The sequence below is a fragment of the Candidatus Marsarchaeota archaeon genome (assembly GCA_023485295.1).
GTDB lineage: Archaea > Micrarchaeota > Micrarchaeia > Micrarchaeales > Micrarchaeaceae > Micrarchaeum_A.
In genome coordinates, this window is the sequence record JAMCZQ010000002.1 from 39,070 (window position 1) to 63,043 (window position 23,974).

A 23,974-nucleotide genomic window follows, 5' to 3' on the forward strand; every position below is an offset into this window, starting at 1 on the left:
ATTAGTGGCAGTGAGCGCATAATCCAAGCTGTTTAAAAGCATGCGCTCAGACCACCAGCAGCGCCAGAATCCCATAGGAAACTGCTATAAGTATATTATCATCAATTCCACTTCTCAATCCTTCCACCACTGCGATTATCGCGGCAATCGCTATTCCTATGTATCCAACCAGCAAAAATCCAGCTATCGCGCCTGCGACGAAGAACGCCAGGCTTCCAAAAAGGCTCTTTTCTTTGTTATATGCCAGCTTTATCTTACCGAGCTTCAATCCGAATATTGTTGCAAGCGGATCGCAAACAAGCAGCAGTATGGCTCCAAATACTTCAAAGTTGAACTGATGCAGCAACCCGAGCAGTATGCTCAGCCCAGCTGCAAGGAAAAGAGCCCCATGCTCGTAAACCTGCTCCTCCTTTTTCAGGCTTCTGAAAAACCCAAGATGATACTTCGAATTCCAGGCGGTAAGCAGCCCAAAAACCCCAAGAAGTTCAAGCCCGAACAATATGTAAAGCCCGTATAGCCTGCCGAAAACGCCCAAGACAACAAGGATTATCGCAGCTAGGGCAAGCTGAAACATGTCCCTGTTTATCTCAATGACCTTCTTGCGGTTGGCATACGCGCTCTTCACGCTTTTCCTTTCATCGCTATAATCCAGCAGGACCGCAGCAGCCCCAAGCCCGAACCCAAGCATTATGGGATAAGCATAAAGGCCCAAAAAGGCCGTTGCAACGTATTCTGCAGCAAGTACTGCCAAGAATATGTAGGAAAGCATACTGATTTTTGTATAGAAAAACGCCAGCCCATATGCCGCAAGCACAGAAATTAAAAACATTGTAATATGGACTTGGTTATAACCAAAGGCTGGAATAATCAGTATGACTATAACAGCCAGAAATACTGACATCAAATTTCTTTTTGCAAATCGCGAGAGCGCAATCCCAAGAAGAAACAATACCGCTATTATTAGGTAATCGATGATCATCAAAGCGCCATTCGTTCAAATCAAATTTATTATCCAGGCAGCAACCAGGAATCCCGCAGCTATTATTGTAGGCACAAGCACCTTCGCAAGGCTTATCATGGAATCAAGGGAAGTCATCATCTTCTCCCTTTGGTTTATGCCCCAAATATAAAAGTTCTTTATTACAGTGCTTTTATATGCCACATCAGCATGCTTAAGCTGTTTAAGCGCTCCATTAACCGCTTCGTCAACCAGCTTTTCCAAGCTCCTATATTTAGTGTGCCTGCCAAGCACGTTGCTTGCAGTCTCCCTCATCGAATTTATGTAGTGCGTGTCGGTCGTATACACTTCAGCTTCTATGCCAAATTTGTCGCGTACATGGCTTATTATGGCTTCCCTAAAAGCTGGCTTCATATTGTTTGCGTTGAATGCTATAATGCCGAATTTCTTTCCGCCTATGCCAAATACAGACGCATTTATGTTCCCCGGTGCAACATCCGCAGGCTCCCCAAGCGCAACATAGGCATTAAGCGATTTCGAGCCGAAGAGGAGCTCCTTCGAAGACGCAAGTGGGGCTTTTATTGAATCGATTGCTGCCAGGTAATCATTAAGGATCTTTGAATTGAACTTTACTGATTCAAGCTCCTCGGCAGGCGCAGACTCAAACCTTGAATTATGCGCGTCAACAAGTATCGGGGCTTCTACAATCTTCTCAAGCGCCTTTTCAATCACTGCTGCAGCTTCTGGCGTAATGTCCTCTGTGACTTTCGGCGCCCTGGTCAGGGTAATCAGGCCGCATTTTCCGAATTTCAGTATCTTTACCATGGCCCCATTGCTTTCCCCGTAATAATAGCCGAATTCGCTGTTCTCTGCATGTGTTTCCTGCTGGTCTATCACAGCTTCGAATGCGCGCTTGACCTGCATGAACTGGTCCGACGATACTGCATTGTAATCCTCATTGACTGCTGCGTGAAGTACAAAGACGCTTGCCTTGTACTTCGAATTTCCATACTTTTCCACAAGGTACGGGAAATTGCTGCTGCCCAAGGTGCCGACAGGCCCGAAGTGTATCTGCGGCACAAAGAAAACGGAATCAAGCTTGCCTCCTGACCTTATCGTAATTGCCTTTACCGTTATGTCGGTGCGAACCCCAAAGCTGTTTTTCGATTTCCTATCAGGCAGTGCTATATTTATGCTGAAAAGCCAGTTCTGCAGCATCTGTGCGAATATGTCAACACCGCTGAATCCAAGGCTCCTTTTTATCGGCGAATCTATCAAATATATTATTATATAGCTTATCACCAGGAATATGAATATTCCAGCGTAGAGCTTTATCAGAAGCAGCCCCAGCGGTATTGTGCGGTTGAATATTATGCCGCTTGCAGGCAGGAAAAATATAAGGTTAAGCGTTGGCTGTATCAGCGAGAACAGCGATGCGTTCTTATATCTGTTCATCATCAGCTTGTTGACAAAGAGCCACCACGCGAAAATGCTTGCGTCGCCTACTATTATCGTTACTATGCTCAGCGCGTAAGAGCCTGATATCAAGTATACGGCAACAGAAAGCACCATGAAGATTGCATACGTGGTCTCTGCAAGCAGCGAGACGAATACTATGTACTTCGAGCGTATATAGGTCCTCATCCCCTTGTAAATGAATATCGTTATGGTTGTAGGGATGATTATGGCTATGAGGCCCCCGACAAGCCCGTTTATTAGTATGTACGGGATTGTGTATAAGGCATCGGAATGGTGCACTATGTATGCGCTGAGCACGCCAACTACCAGGCCCACTACTACAAGTATTGCGAAAAGCCTAAGCGCATTCGGCAGGTTTTTCGAAAATAAGCTTACGTGCTTGAGTGCGCCCTTATAGCTCTTGTTCTCCATAATAACATCGCAGTAAATGAAGATCTATTCTTATAGCGAGCCGGAATTCCATGCTGTTGAGGATTGCCCAGAGATACTTGGGCTTTTGTATTTAATAAGTTTTTTGAAACGCACAAAGCCTGCGCATTACTTCCCGTACCTCCTTTTCCTTCTCGAGTATTCGCTTATTGCTTTCTGCAGGTCCTTTTTAGTGAAGTCTGGCCAATATTTTTTGCTGAAGTAAAGCTCAGAATATGATGACTGCCATGGCAGCAGCCCGGAAAGCCTCTTTTCCCCTGAAGTACGTATTATCAGGTCAGGATCTTCAAGCGCAGATGTCCTAAGGTTCTGCTTTATTTCATCATAATTCATGTTTGCAGGCGAAACGCCCTTGGCGACGAGCCTCCTTACCGCATGCAGTATGTCTTCCCTGCCGCCATAAGCCACCAGTATGTTTATATAAAAGTCATTGTACTTCTTTGTCCTTTCTTCTATGGACTTGAATGCCTGGTTAACCTTTGCCGGCAAAAGCTTGCGATCTCCTATGAACTTCACATGCGCCTTGTTATCTGCAAGCATTTTGAGCATCCTCTTGTCCTTTGATGCCCTTATGTAAAGCTGGTAAAGAACCTTGAGCTCGTTTTGCGACCTTTTCTGTATGTTTTCCGTAGAAAGCGCCCATACAGTCAGGCTTTTAACCCCTATCTTGCTCAACCAGCATGAGAAGTCCACGAATTTGCTTATGCCGTAGCTATAGCCCCTAAACAAATTCAACTTATTCCGATTTGCCCAACGCCTGTTTCCGTCGGGAATCAAGGCCAAATGCTGCGGCAGCCTTAAATCATCACGTATCATGATTGCACCGGTCTACGCCCTAATATATTTATATGAATTAATATTTATTAACTCGTATCTCTTTTAACTAACTTATTTAATAACTTAACGCTAAGTACTATAAATAATGTATTTCTGTGAATGCTGGCAATGCGCATTGGGCAGCACTCCGCAGTTTTGGTTTTGGCAAAAGCGGTAAAAATGGACTATAATGCATTCTACGAGCTAGGCTCATTGGACGAGGTGCTTGGAGAAGACCAGGCAATAGCTGCAATGCGCAGCTTTGCTAGCAAAGCAAACTCCGGCACGCTCGAAAAGCCGCTGATTCTGTTCGGGCCTACAGGAGTCGGGAAAAGCGTATCGGCTCGCCTGCTTGCTGCTGAGTATAAATGGAACCTGATAGAATTGAATGCCAGCGATTACAGGGACAAGGATTCCATAAAGAAAATTCTTGGCGCAGCGTCGCAATCGCGCAGCCTTTTCAATAAGATGAATCTGATACTGCTAGATGAGATAGACGACATAAGTGCAAAATTTGACAAAGGCGCATCCTCTGCAATCCTAGACCTGATAAATACTTCAAAAAACCCAATAATCTTCATTGCAAATGACGTCTGGGACCAGAAAATCTCCTTTCTGAGGGGCCATTGCACCCCTGTGGAGTTTAAGAAGCCAAAGCCTTTTGTAATAGAAAGGGTACTTGAACGCATATCTGCCAGGCTCAGCATAAAGCCAGCAGCAGACGTAATGCGTGCAATAGCTGCAAGGTCAAGCGGCGACGTAAGAAGCGCGATAAATGACATGTTTGCAGTATCGGGTGCCAGCGCTGACGCTCTTGACTACATCGGCCTTAGGGACAGGAAGGAGTACATATTCTCAACGCTGGACAAGATATTCATGTCCAACACGCTTTCAGCTCCGCTGAGAGCCATAACCAATGCAGAGGATTCGAATGACATGCTACTCAAGTGGATTGACCAGAACATACCTAACAGGTATAGCGATATGCATGACATACGCAACGCATACGCGAGCCTATCCTGCGCATCAATATACTTTAACAAGGCTTCGCGCTCGCAGTACTATACCTACTGGCGCTATACGAATGTGTTAATGTCCAGCGGCGTTGCCCTAGCAAAGAGCTTTTACCCGCAAATGTCTAACAGGTATGAATTCCCGCATACCATAAAGTCGCTAAGCTCCTCAAAGGGATCGCGAGCCTCCAGCGCCGAGATAGCTGCAAAGCTCAAAAGGCGCATACACGAGAGCACCCGGAAGATACTGGAGTACTATGTGCCAATTCTTGCAATGATTGCGAAGCAGAACGAAGCGATGGGCAAGAAAAATGAAATCTACGACTTTTTTGAAACGCATTACGAGCTCTCTGAAAAAGACATCGAATTCATAAAGTCTTCAGCATAAGCGCGCAGCCAAGCAGCTATTCTAGCCTAAGTTTGACTCGATGCTGCTTCTTATGTAGTCCAAGCTGTCCTGCATGTGTTCGACATCATTTACTTTCATGCTTGCAGCCTCATTGTGCCCTCCGCCATTCTCTATGTGGCCTATATCCCTCATTTCCCCTATCAGATCAAGCAGGCCAGCCTTGGCCGAAAGGTCTTTGTTTACCCTTATTGAAATCAATGCCTTGTTATAGACTATGCATACTGCCTTCTTGCCGTTCTCCTTCTCAATTTTGTCTTGAAAGAGCGAAGCAAACTTGCCATGCTTTACGAACCTTAGGCCGAGATCTTCTATGTACTTGTAATTCAAAATAGAGACTACGTAATCCTTATGCCTGTATATCTTTGACTTCTGCAGCGCCATTGCCATGGCCTGGTCCAGCTCCCCAGAAGCGGTGTCTATCACCTCGGAGAAAATTGCTTCATCAGACATTGCATTTATGATGTTTTTCGGCGTGACAAACTTTCCATCAAACGTCTCATGCATAGTAATGCTGTCAAGAAACAGTGCCATTTCGTTTGCCTTTTTTTCCGGCTTTCCGTAAACGCTATGGTCGCTTATGAGTGACGCTTTCATGAACCTTGAGACGTTTACGCATGATATAGAGTGCGCCAGCGCTCCTGCCAGGTAGCCAGCAGTGGTGTTGGAGTCGCCACCTTCAAGCCAAGGATTTACGTAAACGTCTATGTCGCTGTAAGCGAATCCGCTATACAAAGGATGGTGGTCTATCCATACGAGCTTCGCCTTGCCCTTTGCGCTTTTTATTGCATTTTTGCTTTCCTGTGCTGTGCCAAAATCTATGGCGCAGACTATCGGCTTTTCAATGCTTTCATAGTTGCTGAACCTTGCCGAATCAGCCTCGAAGGCCTCCTGGGTATACGCCACGTTCCTGTTCATGGTCCACAGGCAATTAACGCTCTTGAATCCAAGAATGCCTGCAAGCTTTTCAAACGCCATATATAGCGCAATGGCGCCGGAAGAGCCATCGCCATCGTTGTGGAACCTAAAGAATATGGGCGCCCCGGAAATGAAATTCCTGACCAATGCCTTGCCGGCCATTTCAAGCCTGCTGCCCAAGCGCGCAACCGAATCGTCAAGACCTTGAATCCCTGAGGAATACTGCTTGCACATTGGGGTTACCTTCTTCACCAGTGCATCTATCTTCTCTTCGTAAAGCTCATGTGTCGCCTTTGCGCCCTTCAGGCTGGAAAGCCCGAGCGATACGCCGTCATAGTTTTCTGCTCCAAGCTCTACAATGTCATATGGCTCAAGGCGCATTGATGAATACGACTGCAGCACAGAGTCTCCAACCAGGGTGTACAGGCTCTCGCCGCGGGCTGAGATCTTTGTAGATGCGACAATGAATTTTTTCAACGAAACACCATGCCTAAAATGAAAGTAAATATGGCTTTATCATCTAAAAGGCTATCGCGTGCACATGCCGGGCATGTGCGCAAAGGCATTCATGAGCTCGAGTTTGACGCAGCAGAAATGCATTGCGATTTGAAGCTGCTGTTCTGGATCTGGTCGCACAGGGTCGCATTTTTATACCTTACTGCAAAGCCGTAGTAGCATGAATAGTATATGGTCAAGCCGTAGCTTTTTACGTAGTTGCAGGAGCTGTTTATGACCGAGGCATTTTCGGTCACATTCAGTGCTGCTATATTCTGGCTTGCAACATACGCGCAATCAACCGAGTAATTTCCTGGAAGAAGGGCGCACAAAGCAGCATCCCTATAGGTTGTCGCCAATTCGTAATAGCATATGTCGCTGTCTGACATGCTCAAAGCTTCAAAATCGTAGTAGGAGCTTAAGTTTCTGTTAAGGTTCAGCAAGTCCGCTACGGGCACTCCGCCGCCAACCGTGCCATTCAGGTACGAGCAATATGACGGGTTTCCGGTTGCCATCGCCTTCAAATAATAGCTTGAGCTCATGCAAACCGTGCGTTCTGTGGTGTTCTGAATGCCAGTGCAGTAAGCTTGGCTGGAATAGTTCATCGCCTTTGCATAGCCATACATGCAATTTGAGGATGCTGTGGCGTTTTTTATCAGGCTGCAATACGACTCGTTCTTGGCAGTCAGCGCAGCTGAGCTTATGCATGTTGCAATTCCTGAGCTTGCATTGAGCGTCAAGCATGCATGTGCATTGCCTGTATCAGATGCTACCGACTGTATGCACTGGGATCTCACAGGTATTGCGTTTATGTGCGTGCATATGCTTGCATTGCCCTCTGACACTGCATAATTCTCATAGCATGCGTTCCTCTGAGTAGAGAATATTATGCTGCCACAGCCCTTATGCTCAGAGTTTGCCGCTATCGCAGCTATTATGAGCAATGCAAGGACTATGGCGGCAAGCGCAAATATCCTGTAGCGTTCCGGTATCCTGCGCAAAGGCCCTTGTCCAGGCGCATTCCCGCCATTTTGTGCAGCCTTGTTCTTAGGCATTAGAGGTTTTCACCCATTTGCTCCACAGTATACACCTTAAAGCCCTTTTCGGTTATCTCGTAAGGAGACAGCGCCCAGCTGTGGTTGGAGCCGCGCATTTTCACTATCTCAGCAGTAAGCGTGCGCCTATCCTCTTTTCCGAGCTGGTAAAGCATTATGATGCCATCGAATATGAAGAATTCAGTGGAATACTTGAGCTTGCTCCTGTCCGAAAAGTCCACTTCAACGGTGAGGAAAGCCGTAACGCCAAGCCTGTGCAGGCTTTCAGACAAAAGCAGCATTGATTTTCTGTAATTAAAATTGTCGTTCAGCACCATTTTCATCAATGATATGGAGTCTATCACCACACACTTGGCATTGTTCTGCTTTATTATTGATTCTATGTCTGAAATAATATTGCCGAATGAGTACATTGCGGAATCACTTTGGGTCTGCAGCTTCGACGCAGGATCCTCTCCGTCTATTATGATTTCGCCGTTTTTAACCATGTCATCGATATCGGTAAAGCCCTTGAATGCAAACTTCGCGTTCTTTAAAAGCATATCTGGCTTCTCTACAAGGGATATGAAAGCCCCCTTTACCCCTGCAAGTGCATTGCGGTAAAGTATTTCGAAACCCATAAGGGTCTTTCCAGCGCCAGGGCCTCCAGCAATGAGTATCTGGTTGCCTTCAGGCACACCTCCGTTAAGCATAAAATCTAAACCGCTTATACCGGTTTTTACCCTAGCTACATCAACCATTTGAACCACTTACAACATACTTACCAATCTAATATTTAAATAACTTTTTAGTCATAAAATAGCGTATTGAATGAGGAAAAAAATAGTATATGTTGGCATAGCCGTACTGCTAGCGGGGCTGCTTGCATATTTTTATGTATACTCGAGCATAAGCTCAGCGATTTCCGCATCGTCCACCCAGGTGCTGAGCAGGGTGTACAAAAACTTTACGCTTCAACAGGCTTCATACGGCGTGATAAACTTCACAGGCACAGCGCCCAACATAAGCGCCTTCGTTGTAGAAGCCAACAAATCCGTTGACGTGTCTTTGCTCAATGCAAGTGCATATGCGTTATGGGGATCCTCGATAAGTTCCAACAAGAGCGCATATGGCTATGCAGAAGCAGCGCGTTCTCTTGAAGGCAGGGGCGCAATTCTGCTATACGAGAATGTCACGAATGCCACTTATCCATACACGTATGCGCAGCCAGCATATGCAACCAATAACACAAATGCAACCTTCGGCATACTCCCGATCGGCAGGTACTACATAATAGTCAACGGCCATAACAGCTCAGAGGGCCAGATTGCGGTAAATTCCATAGTAGTTGGGGATGTCAGTGTTGCGGAAAACTACGACACGCTTAAGAGCATAGGCCTGCTCAGCGTTGTTGCAGTGCTTCTCTTTGTAATAGGGCTTATAATCATAATAGTCGGCCTTTTCAGGAAGGACAAGAACAAGCAAGGCAGTGAAATGAGCCAAGAAGCAATAGACAAACTCTATTCTGGGATAAGGAATACCCCAACTGCCACGGAGCGGCGTGCAAAGCAAAAGCCAAAGGGCAAGAAGCACAATAGATAGGGCAATCTGGCAACTGCAAGATATTTATTCGTTTAGTGTCTAAACTACATTAGACAATATAAGAAGTATGACGTAGATTGAAATGGACGAGCTTGGTGAAAAAATAGCTGGCGAGATAGCCCTTTCTGAGAGCCCCGGGAGCGTAATGAAGAAATGGAGGGAACTCTTCGGCATTACGCAAGCGGAACTTTCAAAGGCCATAAAAATATCGGCATCGACAATAAGCGATTATGAGAGCAACAGGAGGCTCAGCCCTGGCGTTGGCATAATAAAAAGGTTCGTTTCCGCGCTATTCGAGATAGACGAAACAAGGGGCAGCACAGTGCGCTCCAGCCTTGAAAAATTTTCTGGCACAGCTGCAGCAAACGGCGGTGATATATACACAATCCATGATTTCTCCAGCCCGATAAGCGGCACTGATTTTGCAAGGATAATAGAAGGAAAGGTTATAGCAAGCCCAAACCAGCTGGACGAGGTGAAGCTTTTCGGCTATACAAAGCTCGACAGCCTTCGCGTGATACTTGAGATGTCGCCTTCCGATTATCCGAAGCTTTTCGGCTCGACTACGGAGCGCGTATTCATATTCCAGAACGTCAGCACTGGCAGGTCGCCATTGGTGGTAATAAGGGTGGCTCCGATAAAGCCAAAGGTGGTGCTGATACACAACCTTACCAATATTGACAAGCTGGCTATAAAAATTGCGCAGATCGAGCATATACCTTTGCTGACCACCAAGCTTTCCATGGAGGAAATAGAAGAGAGGCTTAGCAAGGTATAAGCCTTGGGATGCCAGAGAGGCCTTATCAGCCCCAGACGTCAGCCTTTACCCTGTTGTTTGGCACATTAAGCGATGCCAGCGCATCTTTTATTGCCTTTACGAACGGCAATGGCCCGCACACATATACCGTGCGCTCCATTATGTCAGGGGCAGACTTCATTATCATGTCAGCGTTAACGTGGCCTGTCTGCCCGTTCCAGCCATCTCCAGCCTGCGGCCTTGTTACCGTTATGACCGATTTTATCTTTAGCGACTCCGCAAGCTGCATAAGCTCATCCTTCATTATTATTTCGGTCGGAAACTTTATGCTATATATTAGCACGACATCAGTGCCAGCGCCTATCTTTTTTATGTGCCTGAGCATGGACATGAATGGCGCAAAGCCAGTGCCGCCAGCTATGAACAGCACCTTTTTGTTTTCCTCAGGTACGAATGCGAACTGCCCATAAGGGCCCTCTATGACATATTTATCGCCTTTCTTCGACTGCATGAAATAAGTCACATGTCCGTCATGCTCCTTTACCACGTAGAACTCAAGGTAATCTGCATTTGGCTCAGAAGCTATCGAATAAGCCCTCCTAACAAGCAGCTTACCTGTTCCTTTTTCCACACCCATTATCATTGCAAACATGCCTGGATCAAAATCAAGCCTGCTGCCGTCTGTTGCCTGTAGCCTCACCAGCTGCACCTCTGGCGTGTTGCTCTCGGAAAGTATAAGCTCGTACTCTTTTTTTGTTATCGGATATGTCTTTGCCGCCATAAAATCAACCTAATAATTAACTATAGATTGCAAGTTCGTTTATTAAAAACTATTTATAAATTTTTTAACTGGTAGCTGCGCATGCAATCGGCGCACAGATCACGCGTGCACTTCTAATGCAAACTTTTCAATCAAATTTGCCACGTCGCCAGGTTTTGCCACATGTGGCACATGCCCTGCATCGACGATTGCAAGCTCTGAATTCCTTATGCGCTCTTGGAAAAGTTTACCAATGCGTGCATCTATTACTCTGTCTTTGCCGCCCCATATTATGAGCGTAGGCACATCAAGCTTTAGCAAAGACTCCTTTGTAAGGAAATGCTCTTTTACCTCGCCATATATGGTGCTCTTCATAACGAATTCCTTGTTGTTATTCATTTTCATAACTGAATTAAGCTCTGTTTCGTAGAAATGTCCAATCGATCCATTTGCAAGTACCTCGTCAAACTGTTCTTTAAGGCCGGCAGCGTCCTCAAGCACCAACTTTTTCGGCATGGCCTTTGCGTCCTGCATTACTGTGCAATAATAAGCTGCAATCCAGCCGCCGTAGGAATGGCCCACCAGCATGTAGTCCTTCGATCCAATTCCTGCCAATGCATCATAAAGGCATTCAGCCTGCACGCCAATGTTATAATTCAACTGCGGTGCATCTGAATCGCCGTGCCCCAAAAGGTCAAGCGCCAAGATATCAAAATTATCTTGGATTGCCTCAATGAACCTTTTCCAGCTTCTTGAGTCAGCCCCAAGGCCGTGCAGCAGCACAAGCTGCAATGCGCCTTTCGAGGAAGCAGTGCCTTTCATATAATGAAGTTTGCCGTGCCGCGTGCCTACAAATCCAGATTCAAGCAAGCTGAAATCCATTATGACCTACCGTAAAAGAAGTGTATGGGCCTGCCAAGCGCAGCCTCGGCAACTTCCTGTATTGACTCGCTGAATGTCGGGTGCGGGTGTATGGTATCCGCCAGGTCTTCGAGCGTCATGCCCATCTCTATTCCAAGCGCAGCCTCGGCAATCATTGCATTTGCATCAGGCGATACGAGTTCTATGCCCTTTACAACATTATTGCTGTCGTATGCAACCTTTGCGAAGCCTGACGTTTCAGAAAGGGCTATGCCCCTGCCAAGCGCGCTGAGCGGGAATTTTTTGACTGTTATGCCTTCAGCCTCGTCTATGCTTCCTGCGATGGCTATCTCAGGGTCTGAGAATATGACTGCAGGCACTACCATGTTGTCGAACGATGAATCCAGTCCTGCCGCAACTTCTGCAGCAACTACGCCTTGCCTGATAGCCTTATGCGCAAGCAATGGCTCTCCAATCACATCGCCGACAGCCAATATGTTCTGGTCGCTTGTTACCAGCCTGCTGTTGACCTTTATGAAGCCTTTCTGATCCAGCTCGACTCCTGTATTCTCAAGACCGCAGCCAAAGGTATACGGCGTAAGGCCCACAGCCACCACTACAACATCAGCATTTACTGCAACGCCAGACGCCAGCTTAAGCGCTTTGCTCTGCCTGTCATAGCTCTCAGGCGTTTCGCCTGCGTAGATCTTTACTCCCATAGCCTGCATTTTCTTCTTTATGACGGCTACCGCCTCCTTGTCAAACTTTGACAGGACATCAGATCTTGCAATTATCGACACCTTCGAACCGAGCTTTGCGTAAAGCGTACCTATTTCGACTGACACGTACCCTGCGCCTATTATCGCCATGCTTGCAGGCACATAATCCATCATAAGCGCCTGCTTATAGTCAAGTATGGATTTCCCGTCGAACTCAAAGCCTTTCAAAACTGTCGGGGTCGACCCAGTAGCCACTATCGCCTTTTTGAAAGAAAGCTCTACCCCGCTGCTTAGCTGCAGCTTGCTGCTAGACAGGAACGTGCCTGAGCTCTTGAACACATCAATCTGGTTGGCTTTGCAAAGAAATGCAACGCCATCCTCCAGCTTTTTGGATACACCCATACGCCATTCATACATTTTTTTGGCATCAAGCGAAGCCTGTGCCGATATGCCGAATTCCTGCGAATGCGTGGCGCTGTAATAAATGTCTGCTATATGTATGAGCGTCTTTGAAGGTATGCACGCATAATTGAGGCAGTGCCCTCCGAGCTTCTCCTTTTCCACAAGCGCGACAGTTTTGCCAAGCTCCGCGGCCCTTATCGCAGCTACGTAGCCTCCTACGCCTGCGCCTAAGACTGCAATATCAACCTCTTCGGGTATTTCTCCCATTACCATATGCTGCACCTGCTGGTCAAAGCATCTCGAGGAAATCAGGGTCCTCAAGGTACTTCTTTATAGTGTTTCCGAACTTTACTGCTTCTGCGCCGTCTACTACCCTATGGTCAAACGTGACCGTGAATGGCAGTATCCTTCCAGGCTTTACCACGCCGTCTTCGACTATTGGCATGTCCCTTACCATTGTAACGCCGAGTATCGCAACGTCCGGATAATTTATCATAGGTATTGCCAGGAATCCGCCGCCCAAGCTGCCCACATTGGTTATGGTAAAGCTTGTGTCTCGCATTTCGCTTATTGAGATGGTCTGGTCGAGCACCTTCTTATGCAGTTCGTCAATGTCTTTCGCTATCTGTATTATGCTTTTCTTGTCGGAATCCCTTATGACAATGACCTTGAGGCCGTCTGGGGCTTCTGCGGCAAGCCCTATGTTGTAATATTTCTTGACAAGCACTTCCTGCCTGTCCTTGTCATAACTGGCATTGAACTTTGGGTTTTCCTTCAGTGCTTGCACTGTTGCCTTGATTATGAACGGCAGGTACGAGAGCTTTACACCCAATTCCTTCAAAGCCTCATTTTTCTCTTTTTGAAGTATGTTGTAGAGCTCCTCTGCATTAATCAAGTCCATGTGCGATGCCCTTGGTATGGTCCATGACGCTTCCATGTTACGGGCTATCGCCTTTCTGGTCTGCGACAGGGGCACCCTTTCGATGTTGCTGCTCTGTTGTGCCTGCTGTTGCGCATTCTGTTGCACTTGAGGGGCTTGCCGTGAACCTGCCGCAACGCGCTTGACGTCATCCTGCGTTATGCGGCCATGCGGCCCCGTGCCTTTGACGCTCTTCAGGTCAACCTTGAGTTCTTCCGCAAGCTTTCTCACCGAAGGCGGCGCTAGCACCTCTTCTGCCGCAGCAGGTTGCTTGGCTTGGGCTGCATTCTCTTTTGCAGCCACGCTGGCCGGTTTTGGCTTTTCCTGATGCTGTGCAGCATTTTGCGATATATTTGCAAGCTCTTCAGGAGTCCCGACAAATGCTAGGGTATCGCCTACCTTAACATCATCCCCCTCCTTGACCACTTCCTTTATCCTGCCGCTCAACGGCGCCGGTATATTTACAACTGCCTTGTCTGTTTCTACCTGCAGCACAGCGCTGTCTTCCTTTACATCAGAACCATCTGCTACAAGCCACTTTTGCACATGCCCTTCGGTTATTCCTTCCCCAATGTCTACAAATTTTATTTCCTTCACTCCAAAGACCCCTTACATTTCCTCAAGCTCTTTTATTGCAGCTTCAATCCTGCTCTGGTTAGGTATGTAGTAATTCTCATACCCTGGCATCGGATAAGGGAAGCTAGGAGACGCAATCCTGATTATCGGCGCGTCTAGTTCGTACATCGCTTTCTCGCTTATGAGGGCGGATATCTCAGCGCCAACACCGAAGCTTGTAGGCGCCTCGTGCACTATCATTACCTTTCCGGTCCTCTTTGCACTGCTTATTATTGTGCTTTCGTCAAGCGGATTTATTGTTCTAATGTCTATCAATTCTGCGTCAGTGCCTACCTTGTCCAGCGCCTTCTCAACCACATTAACCATAGTCCCGTATGTTATTATCGTCATCCGGTCGCCTGTCCTGAGCACGTTGGCCTTGCCTATGGGCACTTCATACATGCCTTCAGGCACATCCTGCTTGAAAAGCCTGTAAAGCTTTGTTGGCTCAAGGAACAGGGTCGGGTCATTACTGTGGGCTGCGCTTATAAGCAGGCCTTTGGCATCATATGGGTTTGACGGTTCCACTATTACGATGCCTCCTATTCCTGCGTAGGCTGCTTCTGGGCTTTCGGAATGGTGCTCAAGAGTTTTTACTCCGCCGCTTACAGGCGTCCTTATCACCATCGGCAGCTGGACATTGCCTCTTGTCCTGCTCCTGTACCTCGCTGCGTGGTTAACGATCTGCCCGAAACCAAGATACATGAAGCCAGCGAACTGAATTTCAGGTATTGGCCTAAGCCCGTTGATTGCCATACCTATCGAAACGCCTATTATGCTTGATTCTGCCAAAGGCGTATCAATCACGCGCGTTTCTCCATATTTCTCAAACAGGCCTTCTGTCACCCTGAACACTCCGCCATCCTTGCCGATGTCTTCCCCAAGCAGCACAACATTCTCATTCTCTTCTAGTACCTGTTCCAAGGCGTTATTTATCGCCGAAACCATATTCATCATAGTCATACAAATGCACCTCTACTTTATCCTGAGCTTTGCCAGAATCCCGCAGCTTCGGCCTCGTCCTTCTGCTCTTTTAAGACCTGCGGCAAAAAGCTGTAAACGCTGTCGAACATTCCGGAAGGATTCGGCTTAAATTGCTCTGCTTTTTCTAAAGCCTCGTCTATAAGCTTTGCATGCTCCTCTTCGATGCTGCTTTTTACAGAGTCGCTCAACATGCCTTTTGAGGTAAGGTATTTCTCGACTCTTGCTATAGGGTCTTTCTGCTTCCATGCGTCTACTTCTGCATCTGGCCTGTACTTTGTAGGATCATCCGAAGTAGTATGCATGCTCATCCTATACGTAACGCATTCGATTACATACGGTTTGCCCGCCTTTGCGCTTTCTATCGCATCCTTCATGGCCTTGTAAACTGCAAGCACATCGTTTCCGTCGACCTGTATCGAATCTATCCCTGCGGCTACAGCCTTCTGCGCAAGCGTCTGCGCAGCAGTCTGCATTTTTCTTGGCACTGATATTGCCCACTGGTTATTCTCTATCACTACAACCAGCGGAAGCTTGAACACCCCTGCGAAGTTTATTGCTTCGTAAAAATCCCCCTCGGAAGTTCCGCCGTCTCCAATATATACGACGACTACGGAATCCACGCCTTTGTACTTGTTTGCAAATGCAATTCCTGCAGCATGCGGCATCTGCGTTCCTACGGGCACAATGACTGGCGTCATATTGAGCTCTTTCGGTATTGCAGCCCCATCCTCATAGCCTTTCCAATAAACAAAAAATTGCTCGAGCGGCAGGCCTCTTGTTATGTATACACCGTGCTGCCTGAAATTAGGCACAGCAAAGTCGTTTTTGCGCATTGCAATAGCGCTGCCGATCTGCGTCGCTTCCTCGCCGATCAGGGGTGCATATGTTGCAAGCCTGCCCTGCCTTTGCAGGCTGAGCGCCTTTGCGTCCAGTGCCCTGGCAAGCGACATGGCTTTATACATTTCGAGCACAAGCTCGTCATCAGCTTCATTCGGCTTCAGCGCCTCGTCGATGTTGCCGGACTCATCCATTATTTGCATGTATTTTATGCTTGTGCTAAATGCGTCCTTTATCATGTGTTCCACCTTTCTATGTTTTATCTATAGAATAAATGTTATATTAAGGTTTTCTAATTTACAAGCTTAAGGCCATTATCTGCATGAACATTGCATGCAAATTTCTGCAGCTGCATAAAATACTAAATGCCCTTATGCAAAAATATATATTTTGTTTGCACAACAATATATAGGTGTTTAAAATGGCTTCGTATTCATATGCATCTGAAATGCCTTTAAAGCAAGGTAAAACAGTATCCGTGCGTGGATGGATCTACAGAAAAAGGGAAAGCGGAGGAATAATCTTTATAGTAGTAAGGGATCGCACAGGCATAATACAGACTTCGGTGAAAAAAGACAGCGTCGATACAGCTTCATGGAAGGCTGCTCAGGACGCAACAATCGAATCGAGCATAGAGCTGAGCGGCAGCGTAAAGGCCGACCAGCGCGCCCCTACAGGCTATGAAATTGAAGCCAAGAATTTCAAATGCATTAACGTCAGCGAGCCGTTTCCAATAACTGAATACCAAAGCACAGAGCTGCTTTTGGACAAAAGGCACCTCTGGCTCAGGAGCATGAAAATGACCAACATAATGAAGATGCGCTCCTACGTATTCAGGTACCTAAGGGAATTCCATGATAAGAAAGGCTTTTACGAGATAACTCCACCGTTAATAACCAGAGCTGCGGGCGAAACTGGCGCAGATATGTTCCCTGTGGACTATTTCGGCCAGCAGGCATACCTCACGGAGTCGTCGCAACTTTATGCCGAAGCAATGATTTTCTCCCTTGAAAAGGTTTATTCGTTCGCACCGTCATACAGGGCTGAGAAATCAAGAACAGTGAAGCACCTCGCCGAATATTGGCACCTTGAGATGGAGGCTGCCCATTATAACCTAGACAAGCTAATGAAATTCGAAGAACAGATGGTAAGCTATGTAGCCCAAAGCATATTAAAAAAGAATGCAGACATACTGGATCAGCTCAATGTTGACAAAGCAGCACTGGAAAAGATAAGGCCGCCGTTTAAGCGCCTGACATACGAGCAGTCGCTAGAGGTTCTAAACCAGAAGGGCAAGAACATGAAGTGGGGCGACGACCTTGGTGTTGAAGAGGAGCGGCTTCTTACCGAAGATGAAGAAAAGCCGGTGTTCGTAATGTATTGGCCTAGGGAAATGAAAGCATTCTACCAGCCGATAAACCCAAAGGACGAAAGAACTACAATGAGCGCAGACCTGCAGGCACCAAGGGGCCATGGCGAAATAATAGGCGCAAGCGAAAGGATATGGCGCTATGACGAGCTGATGCAACGTTTCCATGAATTCGAGAAGGCAAAAGGCATAAAGTTTAACATGGAGAATTATGAATGGTACATAGACCTACGCAGATACGGCAGTGTCCCGCACTCCGGATTTGGCCTGGGCACCGAAAGGCTAATCAAATGGATGCTCAATCTTGACCATATAAGAGATGCAATTCCATTCCCGCGTATGGTGAACAGGCTCTTCCCATAAAAAGCCTATGCGTGCTAAGCGTTATAGAATGATCAAATGCCCAAAAAATTATACCTTGTCGGAATAGATGCCGCGCCGCTTTGGATCTTAAAAGAAAACCTGAGCAAATACAAGCTTTCTGGATTCGGAGAATTTTTCAGGAAGGGCTTATTGATGGACATGGAATCGACGCTGCCACCCATGACAGGGCCATCATGGCCAAGCATATACACTGGGTTCAGGCCAGGGGACCATGGCGTTCCGGAATTCCTGCGCATGGAGCCGAGCTATACAAAGTCGGTGGCATACTACGACCCTACGATCAAGAAGCCATTCTGGGAGGCGCTTGCGGAAAACGGCCATAAATGCCTTGTAATAACGCCAGCAATGCTGGTGAGGCCAACTGCGAACGAGAATATAGACATGATAACTGGATTCCCGCTGCCTTCAAAATTCAGCTCAAAACGCATACAAAAGGTTGCCGCTGCATTTAAATTTTCAGGCGAGCCGGACATAGAGGCTGACATGAAATCTGGAAAGATAAGCCTCGCAGAGGCATCGAAGATTTTCCAGGAAAGCATAGTCAAAAGAGCCGACGTAGCAAAAGCCATGATGAATGAAAAAGACTACGACTTCGTTTTTGTTTGCTTTACCGAGCAAGACCGCTTGCAGCATTTTACGCTTAACTTGAAGGATTGGAGGGATTACGTAATGCCATTGTACGAGCGCATATCGGAATTCCTATTGTGGCTCGAGCACCGTTTGGAATCGGGAAATGGCACAATAATGATGGTTTCGGACCACGGGGCGCAGCCGATAAAAAAGAAATTCCTGATGAATGGGTGGCTTATAAAAGAGGGCTATGCAAGGCTGAAGCCCGAACTGGAAGCGGCCCTTCAGAATACTACTGCGCTGAGCACCATGAAATACAGTCTAAGGGAAAAGGTGCTAAAGAGAGTCAACAGGAGCGGCTCCAGAAAGCTGATTTACGACAAGCTGCCAATCAAATTAAAAAACCTTTCGAAGAACACGTTTTCGAAACTGCTTGAGGGCGTGTCGCAAGATGATTATGTACGCATACACGACTTCGACTACGACATGCGCAGGACCAAAGCCTTTGCAAGCATTGCCAATACAATAGTCTGCACAATATACATAAACGACTCACGTTTTTCACATGGCATAGTGAGCAAAACCGAAAAGAAAAAGCTCAAGCGCGAGCTTATGGAAAAGATTGCAGCAATAAAGGACAGCGACGGCAGCAAGCTGATCGTTAAGGTATTCGATGCAGATGATTATTATGAAGGCACAAAGCTCTTTATAGCTCCTGACATAATGGCAGAGATAAAGCGCGGTTACCTGATAGACGTTTTCGGTTACCAGAAAAGCGGCAGGCTTTTCATGGCTCCAGAGATGGCAAAGCGCGGCGACCACATGCGGAACGGCATATTGGGGCTTCTATCGACCAGCGAACCAATCGATTACAAGGACATATCCAAAAGCAAGGTGTACGTCTACAATGTAGCCCCTACAATACTGAAATATTTTGACTGCGCTGCGGAAACAGATGCGCGCTACAAACCAATATTCTAGTGATGGGATTGGCAAGGGTGCTTATATTTGATACAAGCTCGCGCCTTGACACAGTAGGCGGAGCCCAGCGGGTTGCTGCGAACCTTTTCTACGAGCTTAGGAAGCGCGGGCTTGAAACATTCTATCTCGGCTACAGGACTGATTACCTAAATCATGCCGAAAAAAATGTTATGTTTTTGAAGCCTTCAAAACAACGGGAGCTAAAGAAATTCTTCGAAAAACACAAGGTTGACAAGGTTATAGAAAGCAAGATCGTTAGGATTGGGTATTATACCATATATTCGCTGCGCGGAATAAACACCGTCGATATGGTGCCATTTCTCAAAAAAATAGCGCCAGACGTAATACTTGCCAGCTCAATAACAGACTATGTAATACTCAAAAAAGTGCGAAGGTTTGTCCCAGATGCCAAGATAATCTATGTGGACCATGCGAACGCTTCAGGCACATATAACGGCGCGTTTGATTACAACATAATGCATCTCACATTCGGCACTGGAAGATTCGTAGGCCTTGCGAAAGCAAGGAAAAGGTTCTTTGAATTCTTCGACGGCATAATTGCATTGAATATACCGCAATACGAAGCAATAAAGCAGTACAATAAAAACGTGACGATAATACACAGCAGCTCATTGCTTGAGGGCAAAAAGCCAACGGAAGCAGAAATCTCAAGCTTCAAGAAAAGGATGGGCCTTGCTGGAAAGAGGATAGTGCTGTACTTAGGCAGGCTTTCGGAAGCGCAGAAGAACGTAAGCGCACTGATAAAGGCGTTCCAAGAAATAGACGACGAATCCATGCGCTTGCTGATCGTTGGCGACGGAAAATCAAGGCAGCTATATGAAGAAATGGCTTCAAAGGACAGGCGGATAATCCTGGCGGGGAGAGTGCCTGAAGATATGCTGCCATTGTACTATTCAATTGCTGATCTGTACGTGCTTCCTTCAATATGGGAATCCTTCAACGCAACCTTTATAGAGGCCGCTACGTTCGGCGCGCCGCTTCTGCTGTCAGAGAACGCGATAAACAAGGACATAGAAGAAAGGTTCGGCAGGAAGCTCATGCTTTTTAACCCGAACGACATAGAAGAGCTCAGGAACAAGATAACTGCAGTGCTAAATGACAAAGCCTTAAGGAATCAGCTGCTGGAGCTTTCAAAGGACATAGCAAAGGAATACAGCAAAAAGGCCCAGATGGATGCCTACGCAAATGCCATAAAGAAGTTTTATAAAGATGGCACATTCTGAGCCAAGCCCGCATGCCAACAGCCTACTTCTTCTAGCACTGCTTTAAAAGCGCTTCGCGCGCAGCTTTGCAGCCAATACGGCATTGCTGATGCAAAGACTTTAAGAAATGCGCTGAAATATATCTACGGACTGGGATATGGTTATCGCATGGCTAATATAATCGTAAAAGGATCAGAAATAACACAAATCATAATAAACAGGCCAGAGAAGCACAATGCCCTGGACTACGAAACATTGCAGTCTCTTTCGAAAAGCATTTCGCTTGCATCTTCAAACGACAAATGCAAAGCGATAATTATAAGCGGTGCCGGCGGCAGGGCATTTTCTGCAGGGGCAGATGTAAGCTATCTTTATAGCATAAGCAGCAAGAAAGAGGCCATAGAAGCCTTTGAAGCATTCTATTCGGCATACAAGTGCATATGGGATTCGCCAAAGCCGACAATAGCAGCCATAAGCGGCTACTGCCTAGGCGGTGGCAACGAGCTAGCAATCTCGTGCGATTTCAGAATAGCTACCCGAGAGTCGGTATTCTCACAGCCTGAGGTAAAGCTTGGCATAATACCTGGAGGCGGCGCAACATACAGACTGCCGATCCTGATAGGCTTGCAGAACGCTAGAAGAATGATACTGCAAGGGGAAAACTTTACTGCAGAGGCTGTGCTTGCGATGGGCCTTGTCGATGCAATTGCGGAAAAGGATGCAGTAGCATACGCAAAGGAATTCGCTTTGGAGCTTGCAAAAAACCCCATAAGCCGTGCAAAGGTTGCGATAAATTCTGCAATAAAGCTTGACTATGAAAATGAAAAGCGCCTGTTCATAAAAAGTGTACTCGACAAAGAAGCCAAGTCTGCCATGGCAGCTTTCCTTAATCATAAAAAATAATGCCTTGAATTTGGTTAACGTGATTCGATGGAGGATGCATACATAATAGATGCGGTTCGAAGCCCAGTCGGTAAGTTTTTGGGCTCATTTTCAAAGCTTACTGCTCCAAAGCTTGCAAGCCAGGTAGTTGAAGGGCTTATCGCCAAAACCGGACTCAAAAAAGATGATGTGGAGGAAATAATATGCGGCAACGTGCTTTCTGCAGGCGTGGGCCAGAACCCTGCAAAGCAGGTGATCATGTTTTCGGAAATGCCAAAGAGCATACCAACGCTTAACGTGAATATGGTTTGTGCCTCTGGGCTTAGAGCCATATCGCTTGCAGCCCAGGCAGTAAAGCTCGGGGATTACGGCGTTGTGCTTGCAGGCGGGATGGAAAGCATGAGCAGCGCACCGCACCTATTGCGTGACGTTCGCGAATTCAAAAAATTCGGAGATGTAAGCCTCTCGGAGTTCTACAAATATGCGTCTAAATCTGGCCAGCAGGATCAAAAGCTTATCGATGAAATGATATTTGACGGCCTGTGGGATTGCTATTCAGACATGCACATGGGTGCCATAGCAGAGAGCATTGGTAAGAAATACGGAATAGGCAGGGAGGAGCAGGATACGCTCGCATATGAAAGCCACAAGAAAGCTGCGCAAGCGACAGATTCAGGGGCTTTCAAGGACGAAATTATACAGATAAAGGCAGAAAATGGCTATGTAAAAACTGACGAAGGCATACGGCGCGATACAAGCATGGAAAAGCTTTCGTCGCTCAAGCCAGCGTTTAGGCAAGACGGCACGGTGACCGCAGGAAATGCATCGCAGCTCAGCGATGGCGCTGCATTTGCATTGATAATGTCTGGCTCGAAGGCAAAGGCCCTTGGGGTCGAGCCCATAGCAAAGATAGAATCATATTCCGAAGGGGGAATAGACCCGCAATGGTATGGGCTTTCTCCTGTTGAAACAATGAAAAGCGCTCTAAAGAAGGCAAACCTAAAGCTGGGCCAGATGGACCTCATAGAAATAAACGAGGCTTTTGCTGTGCAGGTTCTTGGAGTCGTAAGGGAACTAGGCATAGAAAAGCAGAAGCTCAACGTCAATGGCGGGGCAATAGCGCTTGGGCATCCTATTGGCGCGTCAGGCGCCAGAATAGCAGCAACGCTTGCACACGCAATGAAAAACAGGAAGGCAGAGTATGGCATTGCGTCATTATGCCATGGAGGCGGCGGCTCAGCCTCGATGGTGCTCAGCAGGGTAGATTGAATGAGCGAAAAGATAACTGTCATAGGGCCCGGAAAGATGGGTACGGGCATAGTGCAAGTAATGCTGGCCGCAGGCTATGATGTGCTGCTTATAGGCAGGAGCAAAGAGGCGCTGGACAAGGGCATGGCGCTTCTCAGCTCAAGCATGGACAAGGCAATAGAGAAGCAACGCATGACTAGGGAGCAGAAGACGTTGCTTTTGTCAAGGCTGCACAGTACAACAAACTATGCTGAATCAGCCGGCTCTATAGCAGTCATAGAGGCCGTGACTGAAGATTTCAATGCGAAGGTCAGCGTTTTGCAGGAAGCGGAGAAAAACTGCGGCCCAGCAATTCTAGCGACGAATACATCCTCTATACTGCTCGGCAAGTTAGCTGCAAAGCTGAAGGATCCTTCAAAATTTCTTGGAATGCATTTCTTTAACCCTGTTCCTGTAATGAAGCCTATAGAGCTCATAACTACGCAGTTTACGTCAAGCGAGGCTGAAGCCAAGGCGCTTGAAATCGCATCAAGGGCCGGCAAAACTGCTATAAAGGTAAATGATTACCCTGGCTTTGTAGCCAACAGCGTTCTCATGCCATTGATCAACGAAGCGATATTGCTGCTGGAGAATGGCGTCGCAACAAAGGAAGGAATAGACGCCATAGTACGGCTAGGCCTGAATCATCCAATGGGTCCTTTGGAACTTGCGGATTTCATAGGCCTTGACGTGTGCAAGGACATAATGGATTCCATATATTCCGAGACTAAGGATGAGAAATTCAAGCCTGTTAAGCTTCTTGTTGAAATGGTGAAAAGCGGCAAACTTGGCAGAAAGTCCGGAGAAGGGTTTTATAAGTATTGACTACTGCTCAAAAATCCCTATGAGCCCTACTGCATGCTTTACTATGTCTCCTTCTGTAAGTATCCCGTTTAGCTTGCCGTTCAAATCAACAATGCAGAGCTTCTTTATGCGGTTCGAAGCCATTAACCTTGCGGCAGCATCTAAGCTTATGTCTTCTGTTATTGTTATGACCGGCGTTGTCATTATGTCAGCTGCAGTAGTATTTCTAGGATCCCTATGCTCAGCGACAATCTTCCGTACCATATCGCCTTCTGTAACCATGCCTATCGGTACATCATCTTCGTTGACTATAACTACAGCACCTATTTTCTTATCACGCATGATCTGGGCCAAATCAGATACCTTATCATTCTTGCTGCCTGTTATTGCAGAGTAGCTCATTGCGTCTGATACATGCATCGTGCTCTTCATCGCCATCCAACCACTATTAGATTATAATATGCGTGTAT

Annotated in this window: 22 protein-coding genes; 9 read left to right on the top strand and 13 right to left on the bottom strand. The window is 46.8% G+C overall.

Annotated elements, in window-relative coordinates; genetic code table 11:
* Positions 1 to 46: 46 nt before the first annotated feature.
* From M1125_00760 to uppS, 3 genes are all read right to left on the bottom strand, one after another.
* Positions 47 to 979 (bottom strand): hypothetical protein, encoded by a 933-nt coding sequence (locus M1125_00760; protein MCL5404361.1) that lies wholly within the window; start codon positions 977 to 979, stop codon positions 47 to 49.
* 15 nt (positions 980 to 994) lie between these two features.
* Positions 995 to 2,848 (bottom strand): DUF2070 family protein, encoded by a 1,854-nt coding sequence (locus tag M1125_00765; protein MCL5404362.1) that lies wholly within the window; start codon positions 2,846 to 2,848, stop codon positions 995 to 997.
* A 126-nt stretch (positions 2,849 to 2,974) separates the two neighbouring features.
* On the bottom strand, positions 2,975 to 3,682 hold the full coding sequence (gene uppS, locus M1125_00770; protein MCL5404363.1) for a polyprenyl diphosphate synthase: 708 nt from the start codon (positions 3,680 to 3,682) through the stop codon (positions 2,975 to 2,977).
* Between the two features lie 180 nt (positions 3,683 to 3,862).
* On the opposite strand from uppS, the gene M1125_00775 reads away from it, so the two are divergent.
* Entirely contained in the window at positions 3,863 to 5,083 is a 1,221-nt protein-coding gene (locus tag M1125_00775; GenBank protein MCL5404364.1) for a replication factor C large subunit, read from the top strand.
* A gap of 21 nt (positions 5,084 to 5,104) precedes the next feature.
* Here M1125_00775 and M1125_00780 read toward each other — a convergent pair whose 3' ends face one another.
* The 3 genes from M1125_00780 to M1125_00790 form a co-directional block, all read right to left on the bottom strand.
* A complete protein-coding gene (locus M1125_00780) occupies positions 5,105 to 6,496 on the bottom strand; it encodes a hypothetical protein (protein MCL5404365.1) in 1,392 nt (463 codons plus the stop codon).
* Between the two features lie 89 nt (positions 6,497 to 6,585).
* Entirely contained in the window at positions 6,586 to 7,569 is a 984-nt protein-coding gene (locus tag M1125_00785; protein ID MCL5404366.1) for a hypothetical protein, read from the bottom strand.
* Entirely contained in the window at positions 7,569 to 8,309 is a 741-nt protein-coding gene (locus tag M1125_00790; GenBank protein ID MCL5404367.1) for a hypothetical protein, read from the bottom strand. Before M1125_00790 ends, M1125_00785 begins: the two co-directional genes overlap by 1 nt.
* A 70-nt stretch (positions 8,310 to 8,379) precedes the next feature.
* Here M1125_00790 and M1125_00795 point away from each other — a divergent pair, with 70 nt between their 5' ends.
* Together M1125_00795 and M1125_00800 are read left to right on the top strand one after the other, a co-directional pair.
* A complete protein-coding gene (locus M1125_00795; protein MCL5404368.1) occupies positions 8,380 to 9,150 on the top strand; it encodes a hypothetical protein in 771 nt (256 codons plus the stop codon).
* 82 nt (positions 9,151 to 9,232) lie between these two features.
* Positions 9,233 to 9,928, top strand: a complete 696-nt coding sequence (locus tag M1125_00800) for a helix-turn-helix domain-containing protein (GenBank protein MCL5404369.1) — start codon at positions 9,233 to 9,235, stop codon at positions 9,926 to 9,928.
* A gap of 25 nt (positions 9,929 to 9,953) precedes the next feature.
* Here the strand turns inward: M1125_00800 and M1125_00805 are convergent, their stop codons facing one another.
* The 6 genes from M1125_00805 to pdhA all read right to left on the bottom strand — a co-directional run bounded on the left by M1125_00805 (position 9,954) and on the right by pdhA (position 16,243).
* Positions 9,954 to 10,688 carry an FAD-binding oxidoreductase gene (locus tag M1125_00805; GenBank protein MCL5404370.1) on the bottom strand — a complete coding sequence of 245 codons (735 nt, stop codon included), beginning with the start codon at positions 10,686 to 10,688 and terminating at the stop codon, positions 9,954 to 9,956.
* Positions 10,689 to 10,787: 99 nt separating this feature from the next.
* The gene (locus M1125_00810) at positions 10,788 to 11,549 is read right to left on the bottom strand and encodes an alpha/beta hydrolase (protein MCL5404371.1); all 762 of its coding nucleotides are present in this window, start codon (positions 11,547 to 11,549) and stop codon (positions 10,788 to 10,790) included.
* Positions 11,549 to 12,922 carry a dihydrolipoyl dehydrogenase gene (gene lpdA, locus M1125_00815; GenBank protein MCL5404372.1) on the bottom strand — a complete coding sequence of 458 codons (1,374 nt, stop codon included), beginning with the start codon at positions 12,920 to 12,922 and terminating at the stop codon, positions 11,549 to 11,551. The genes M1125_00810 and lpdA overlap by 1 nt, the downstream gene beginning before the upstream one ends.
* A gap of 16 nt (positions 12,923 to 12,938) precedes the next feature.
* Positions 12,939 to 14,165 carry a 2-oxo acid dehydrogenase subunit E2 gene (locus M1125_00820; protein MCL5404373.1) on the bottom strand — a complete coding sequence of 409 codons (1,227 nt, stop codon included), beginning with the start codon at positions 14,163 to 14,165 and terminating at the stop codon, positions 12,939 to 12,941.
* Positions 14,166 to 14,177: 12 nt separating this feature from the next.
* Positions 14,178 to 15,146 carry an alpha-ketoacid dehydrogenase subunit beta gene (locus M1125_00825; protein MCL5404374.1) on the bottom strand — a complete coding sequence of 323 codons (969 nt, stop codon included), beginning with the start codon at positions 15,144 to 15,146 and terminating at the stop codon, positions 14,178 to 14,180.
* Between the two features lie 17 nt (positions 15,147 to 15,163).
* Positions 15,164 to 16,243 (bottom strand): pyruvate dehydrogenase (acetyl-transferring) E1 component subunit alpha, encoded by a 1,080-nt coding sequence (pdhA, locus tag M1125_00830; protein ID MCL5404375.1) that lies wholly within the window; start codon positions 16,241 to 16,243, stop codon positions 15,164 to 15,166.
* 182 nt (positions 16,244 to 16,425) lie between these two features.
* On the opposite strand from pdhA, the gene asnS reads away from it, so the two are divergent.
* From asnS to M1125_00860, 6 genes are all read left to right on the top strand, one after another.
* A complete protein-coding gene (asnS, locus tag M1125_00835) occupies positions 16,426 to 17,736 on the top strand; it encodes an asparagine--tRNA ligase (protein ID MCL5404376.1) in 1,311 nt (436 codons plus the stop codon).
* A 36-nt stretch (positions 17,737 to 17,772) separates the two neighbouring features.
* Positions 17,773 to 19,308 carry an alkaline phosphatase family protein gene (locus M1125_00840; protein ID MCL5404377.1) on the top strand — a complete coding sequence of 512 codons (1,536 nt, stop codon included), beginning with the start codon at positions 17,773 to 17,775 and terminating at the stop codon, positions 19,306 to 19,308.
* 17 nt (positions 19,309 to 19,325) lie between these two features.
* Positions 19,326 to 20,552, top strand: a complete 1,227-nt coding sequence (locus M1125_00845; GenBank protein ID MCL5404378.1) for a glycosyltransferase family 4 protein — start codon at positions 19,326 to 19,328, stop codon at positions 20,550 to 20,552.
* A gap of 147 nt (positions 20,553 to 20,699) precedes the next feature.
* The gene (locus M1125_00850; protein ID MCL5404379.1) at positions 20,700 to 21,434 is read left to right on the top strand and encodes an enoyl-CoA hydratase/isomerase family protein; all 735 of its coding nucleotides are present in this window, start codon (positions 20,700 to 20,702) and stop codon (positions 21,432 to 21,434) included.
* A 27-nt stretch (positions 21,435 to 21,461) separates the two neighbouring features.
* Positions 21,462 to 22,682 (top strand): thiolase family protein, encoded by a 1,221-nt coding sequence (locus tag M1125_00855; GenBank protein ID MCL5404380.1) that lies wholly within the window; start codon positions 21,462 to 21,464, stop codon positions 22,680 to 22,682.
* Positions 22,683 to 23,525, top strand: coding sequence for a 3-hydroxyacyl-CoA dehydrogenase NAD-binding domain-containing protein (locus tag M1125_00860; protein ID MCL5404381.1), 843 nt, complete (start codon positions 22,683 to 22,685; stop codon positions 23,523 to 23,525).
* Here M1125_00860 and M1125_00865 read toward each other — a convergent pair whose 3' ends face one another.
* Positions 23,526 to 23,942, bottom strand: coding sequence for a CBS domain-containing protein (locus tag M1125_00865; GenBank protein MCL5404382.1), 417 nt, complete (start codon positions 23,940 to 23,942; stop codon positions 23,526 to 23,528).
* Between the last annotated feature and the right edge of the window lie 32 nt (positions 23,943 to 23,974).

Excerpts from the sequence above, each read along its gene's own strand:
- M1125_00790 (MCL5404367.1), bottom strand. The coding sequence starts at position 8,309 with ATGGTTGATGTAGCTAGGGTAAAAACCGGTATAAGCGGTTTAGATTTT.
- M1125_00760 (MCL5404361.1), bottom strand. The coding sequence starts at position 979 with ATGATCATCGATTACCTAATAATAGCGGTATTGTTTCTTCTTGGGATT.
- M1125_00860 (MCL5404381.1), top strand. The coding sequence starts at position 22,683 with ATGAGCGAAAAGATAACTGTCATAGGGCCCGGAAAGATGGGTACGGGC.
- M1125_00840 (MCL5404377.1), top strand. The coding sequence starts at position 17,773 with ATGCCCAAAAAATTATACCTTGTCGGAATAGATGCCGCGCCGCTTTGG.
- asnS (MCL5404376.1), top strand. The coding sequence starts at position 16,426 with ATGGCTTCGTATTCATATGCATCTGAAATGCCTTTAAAGCAAGGTAAA.
- M1125_00795 (MCL5404368.1), top strand. The coding sequence starts at position 8,380 with ATGAGGAAAAAAATAGTATATGTTGGCATAGCCGTACTGCTAGCGGGG.
- M1125_00800 (MCL5404369.1), top strand. The coding sequence starts at position 9,233 with ATGGACGAGCTTGGTGAAAAAATAGCTGGCGAGATAGCCCTTTCTGAG.
- M1125_00805 (MCL5404370.1), bottom strand. The coding sequence starts at position 10,688 with ATGGCGGCAAAGACATATCCGATAACAAAAAAAGAGTACGAGCTTATA.
- M1125_00775 (MCL5404364.1), top strand. The coding sequence starts at position 3,863 with ATGGACTATAATGCATTCTACGAGCTAGGCTCATTGGACGAGGTGCTT.
- M1125_00855 (MCL5404380.1), top strand. The coding sequence starts at position 21,462 with ATGGAGGATGCATACATAATAGATGCGGTTCGAAGCCCAGTCGGTAAG.
- M1125_00865 (MCL5404382.1), bottom strand. The coding sequence starts at position 23,942 with ATGGCGATGAAGAGCACGATGCATGTATCAGACGCAATGAGCTACTCT.
- M1125_00765 (MCL5404362.1), bottom strand. The coding sequence starts at position 2,848 with ATGGAGAACAAGAGCTATAAGGGCGCACTCAAGCACGTAAGCTTATTT.
- uppS (MCL5404363.1), bottom strand. The coding sequence starts at position 3,682 with ATGATACGTGATGATTTAAGGCTGCCGCAGCATTTGGCCTTGATTCCC.
- M1125_00810 (MCL5404371.1), bottom strand. The coding sequence starts at position 11,549 with ATGGATTTCAGCTTGCTTGAATCTGGATTTGTAGGCACGCGGCACGGC.
- M1125_00825 (MCL5404374.1), bottom strand. The coding sequence starts at position 15,146 with ATGACTATGATGAATATGGTTTCGGCGATAAATAACGCCTTGGAACAG.
- M1125_00785 (MCL5404366.1), bottom strand. The coding sequence starts at position 7,569 with ATGCCTAAGAACAAGGCTGCACAAAATGGCGGGAATGCGCCTGGACAA.
- pdhA (MCL5404375.1), bottom strand. The coding sequence starts at position 16,243 with ATGATAAAGGACGCATTTAGCACAAGCATAAAATACATGCAAATAATG.
- M1125_00850 (MCL5404379.1), top strand. The coding sequence starts at position 20,700 with ATGGCTAATATAATCGTAAAAGGATCAGAAATAACACAAATCATAATA.
- lpdA (MCL5404372.1), bottom strand. The coding sequence starts at position 12,922 with ATGGTAATGGGAGAAATACCCGAAGAGGTTGATATTGCAGTCTTAGGC.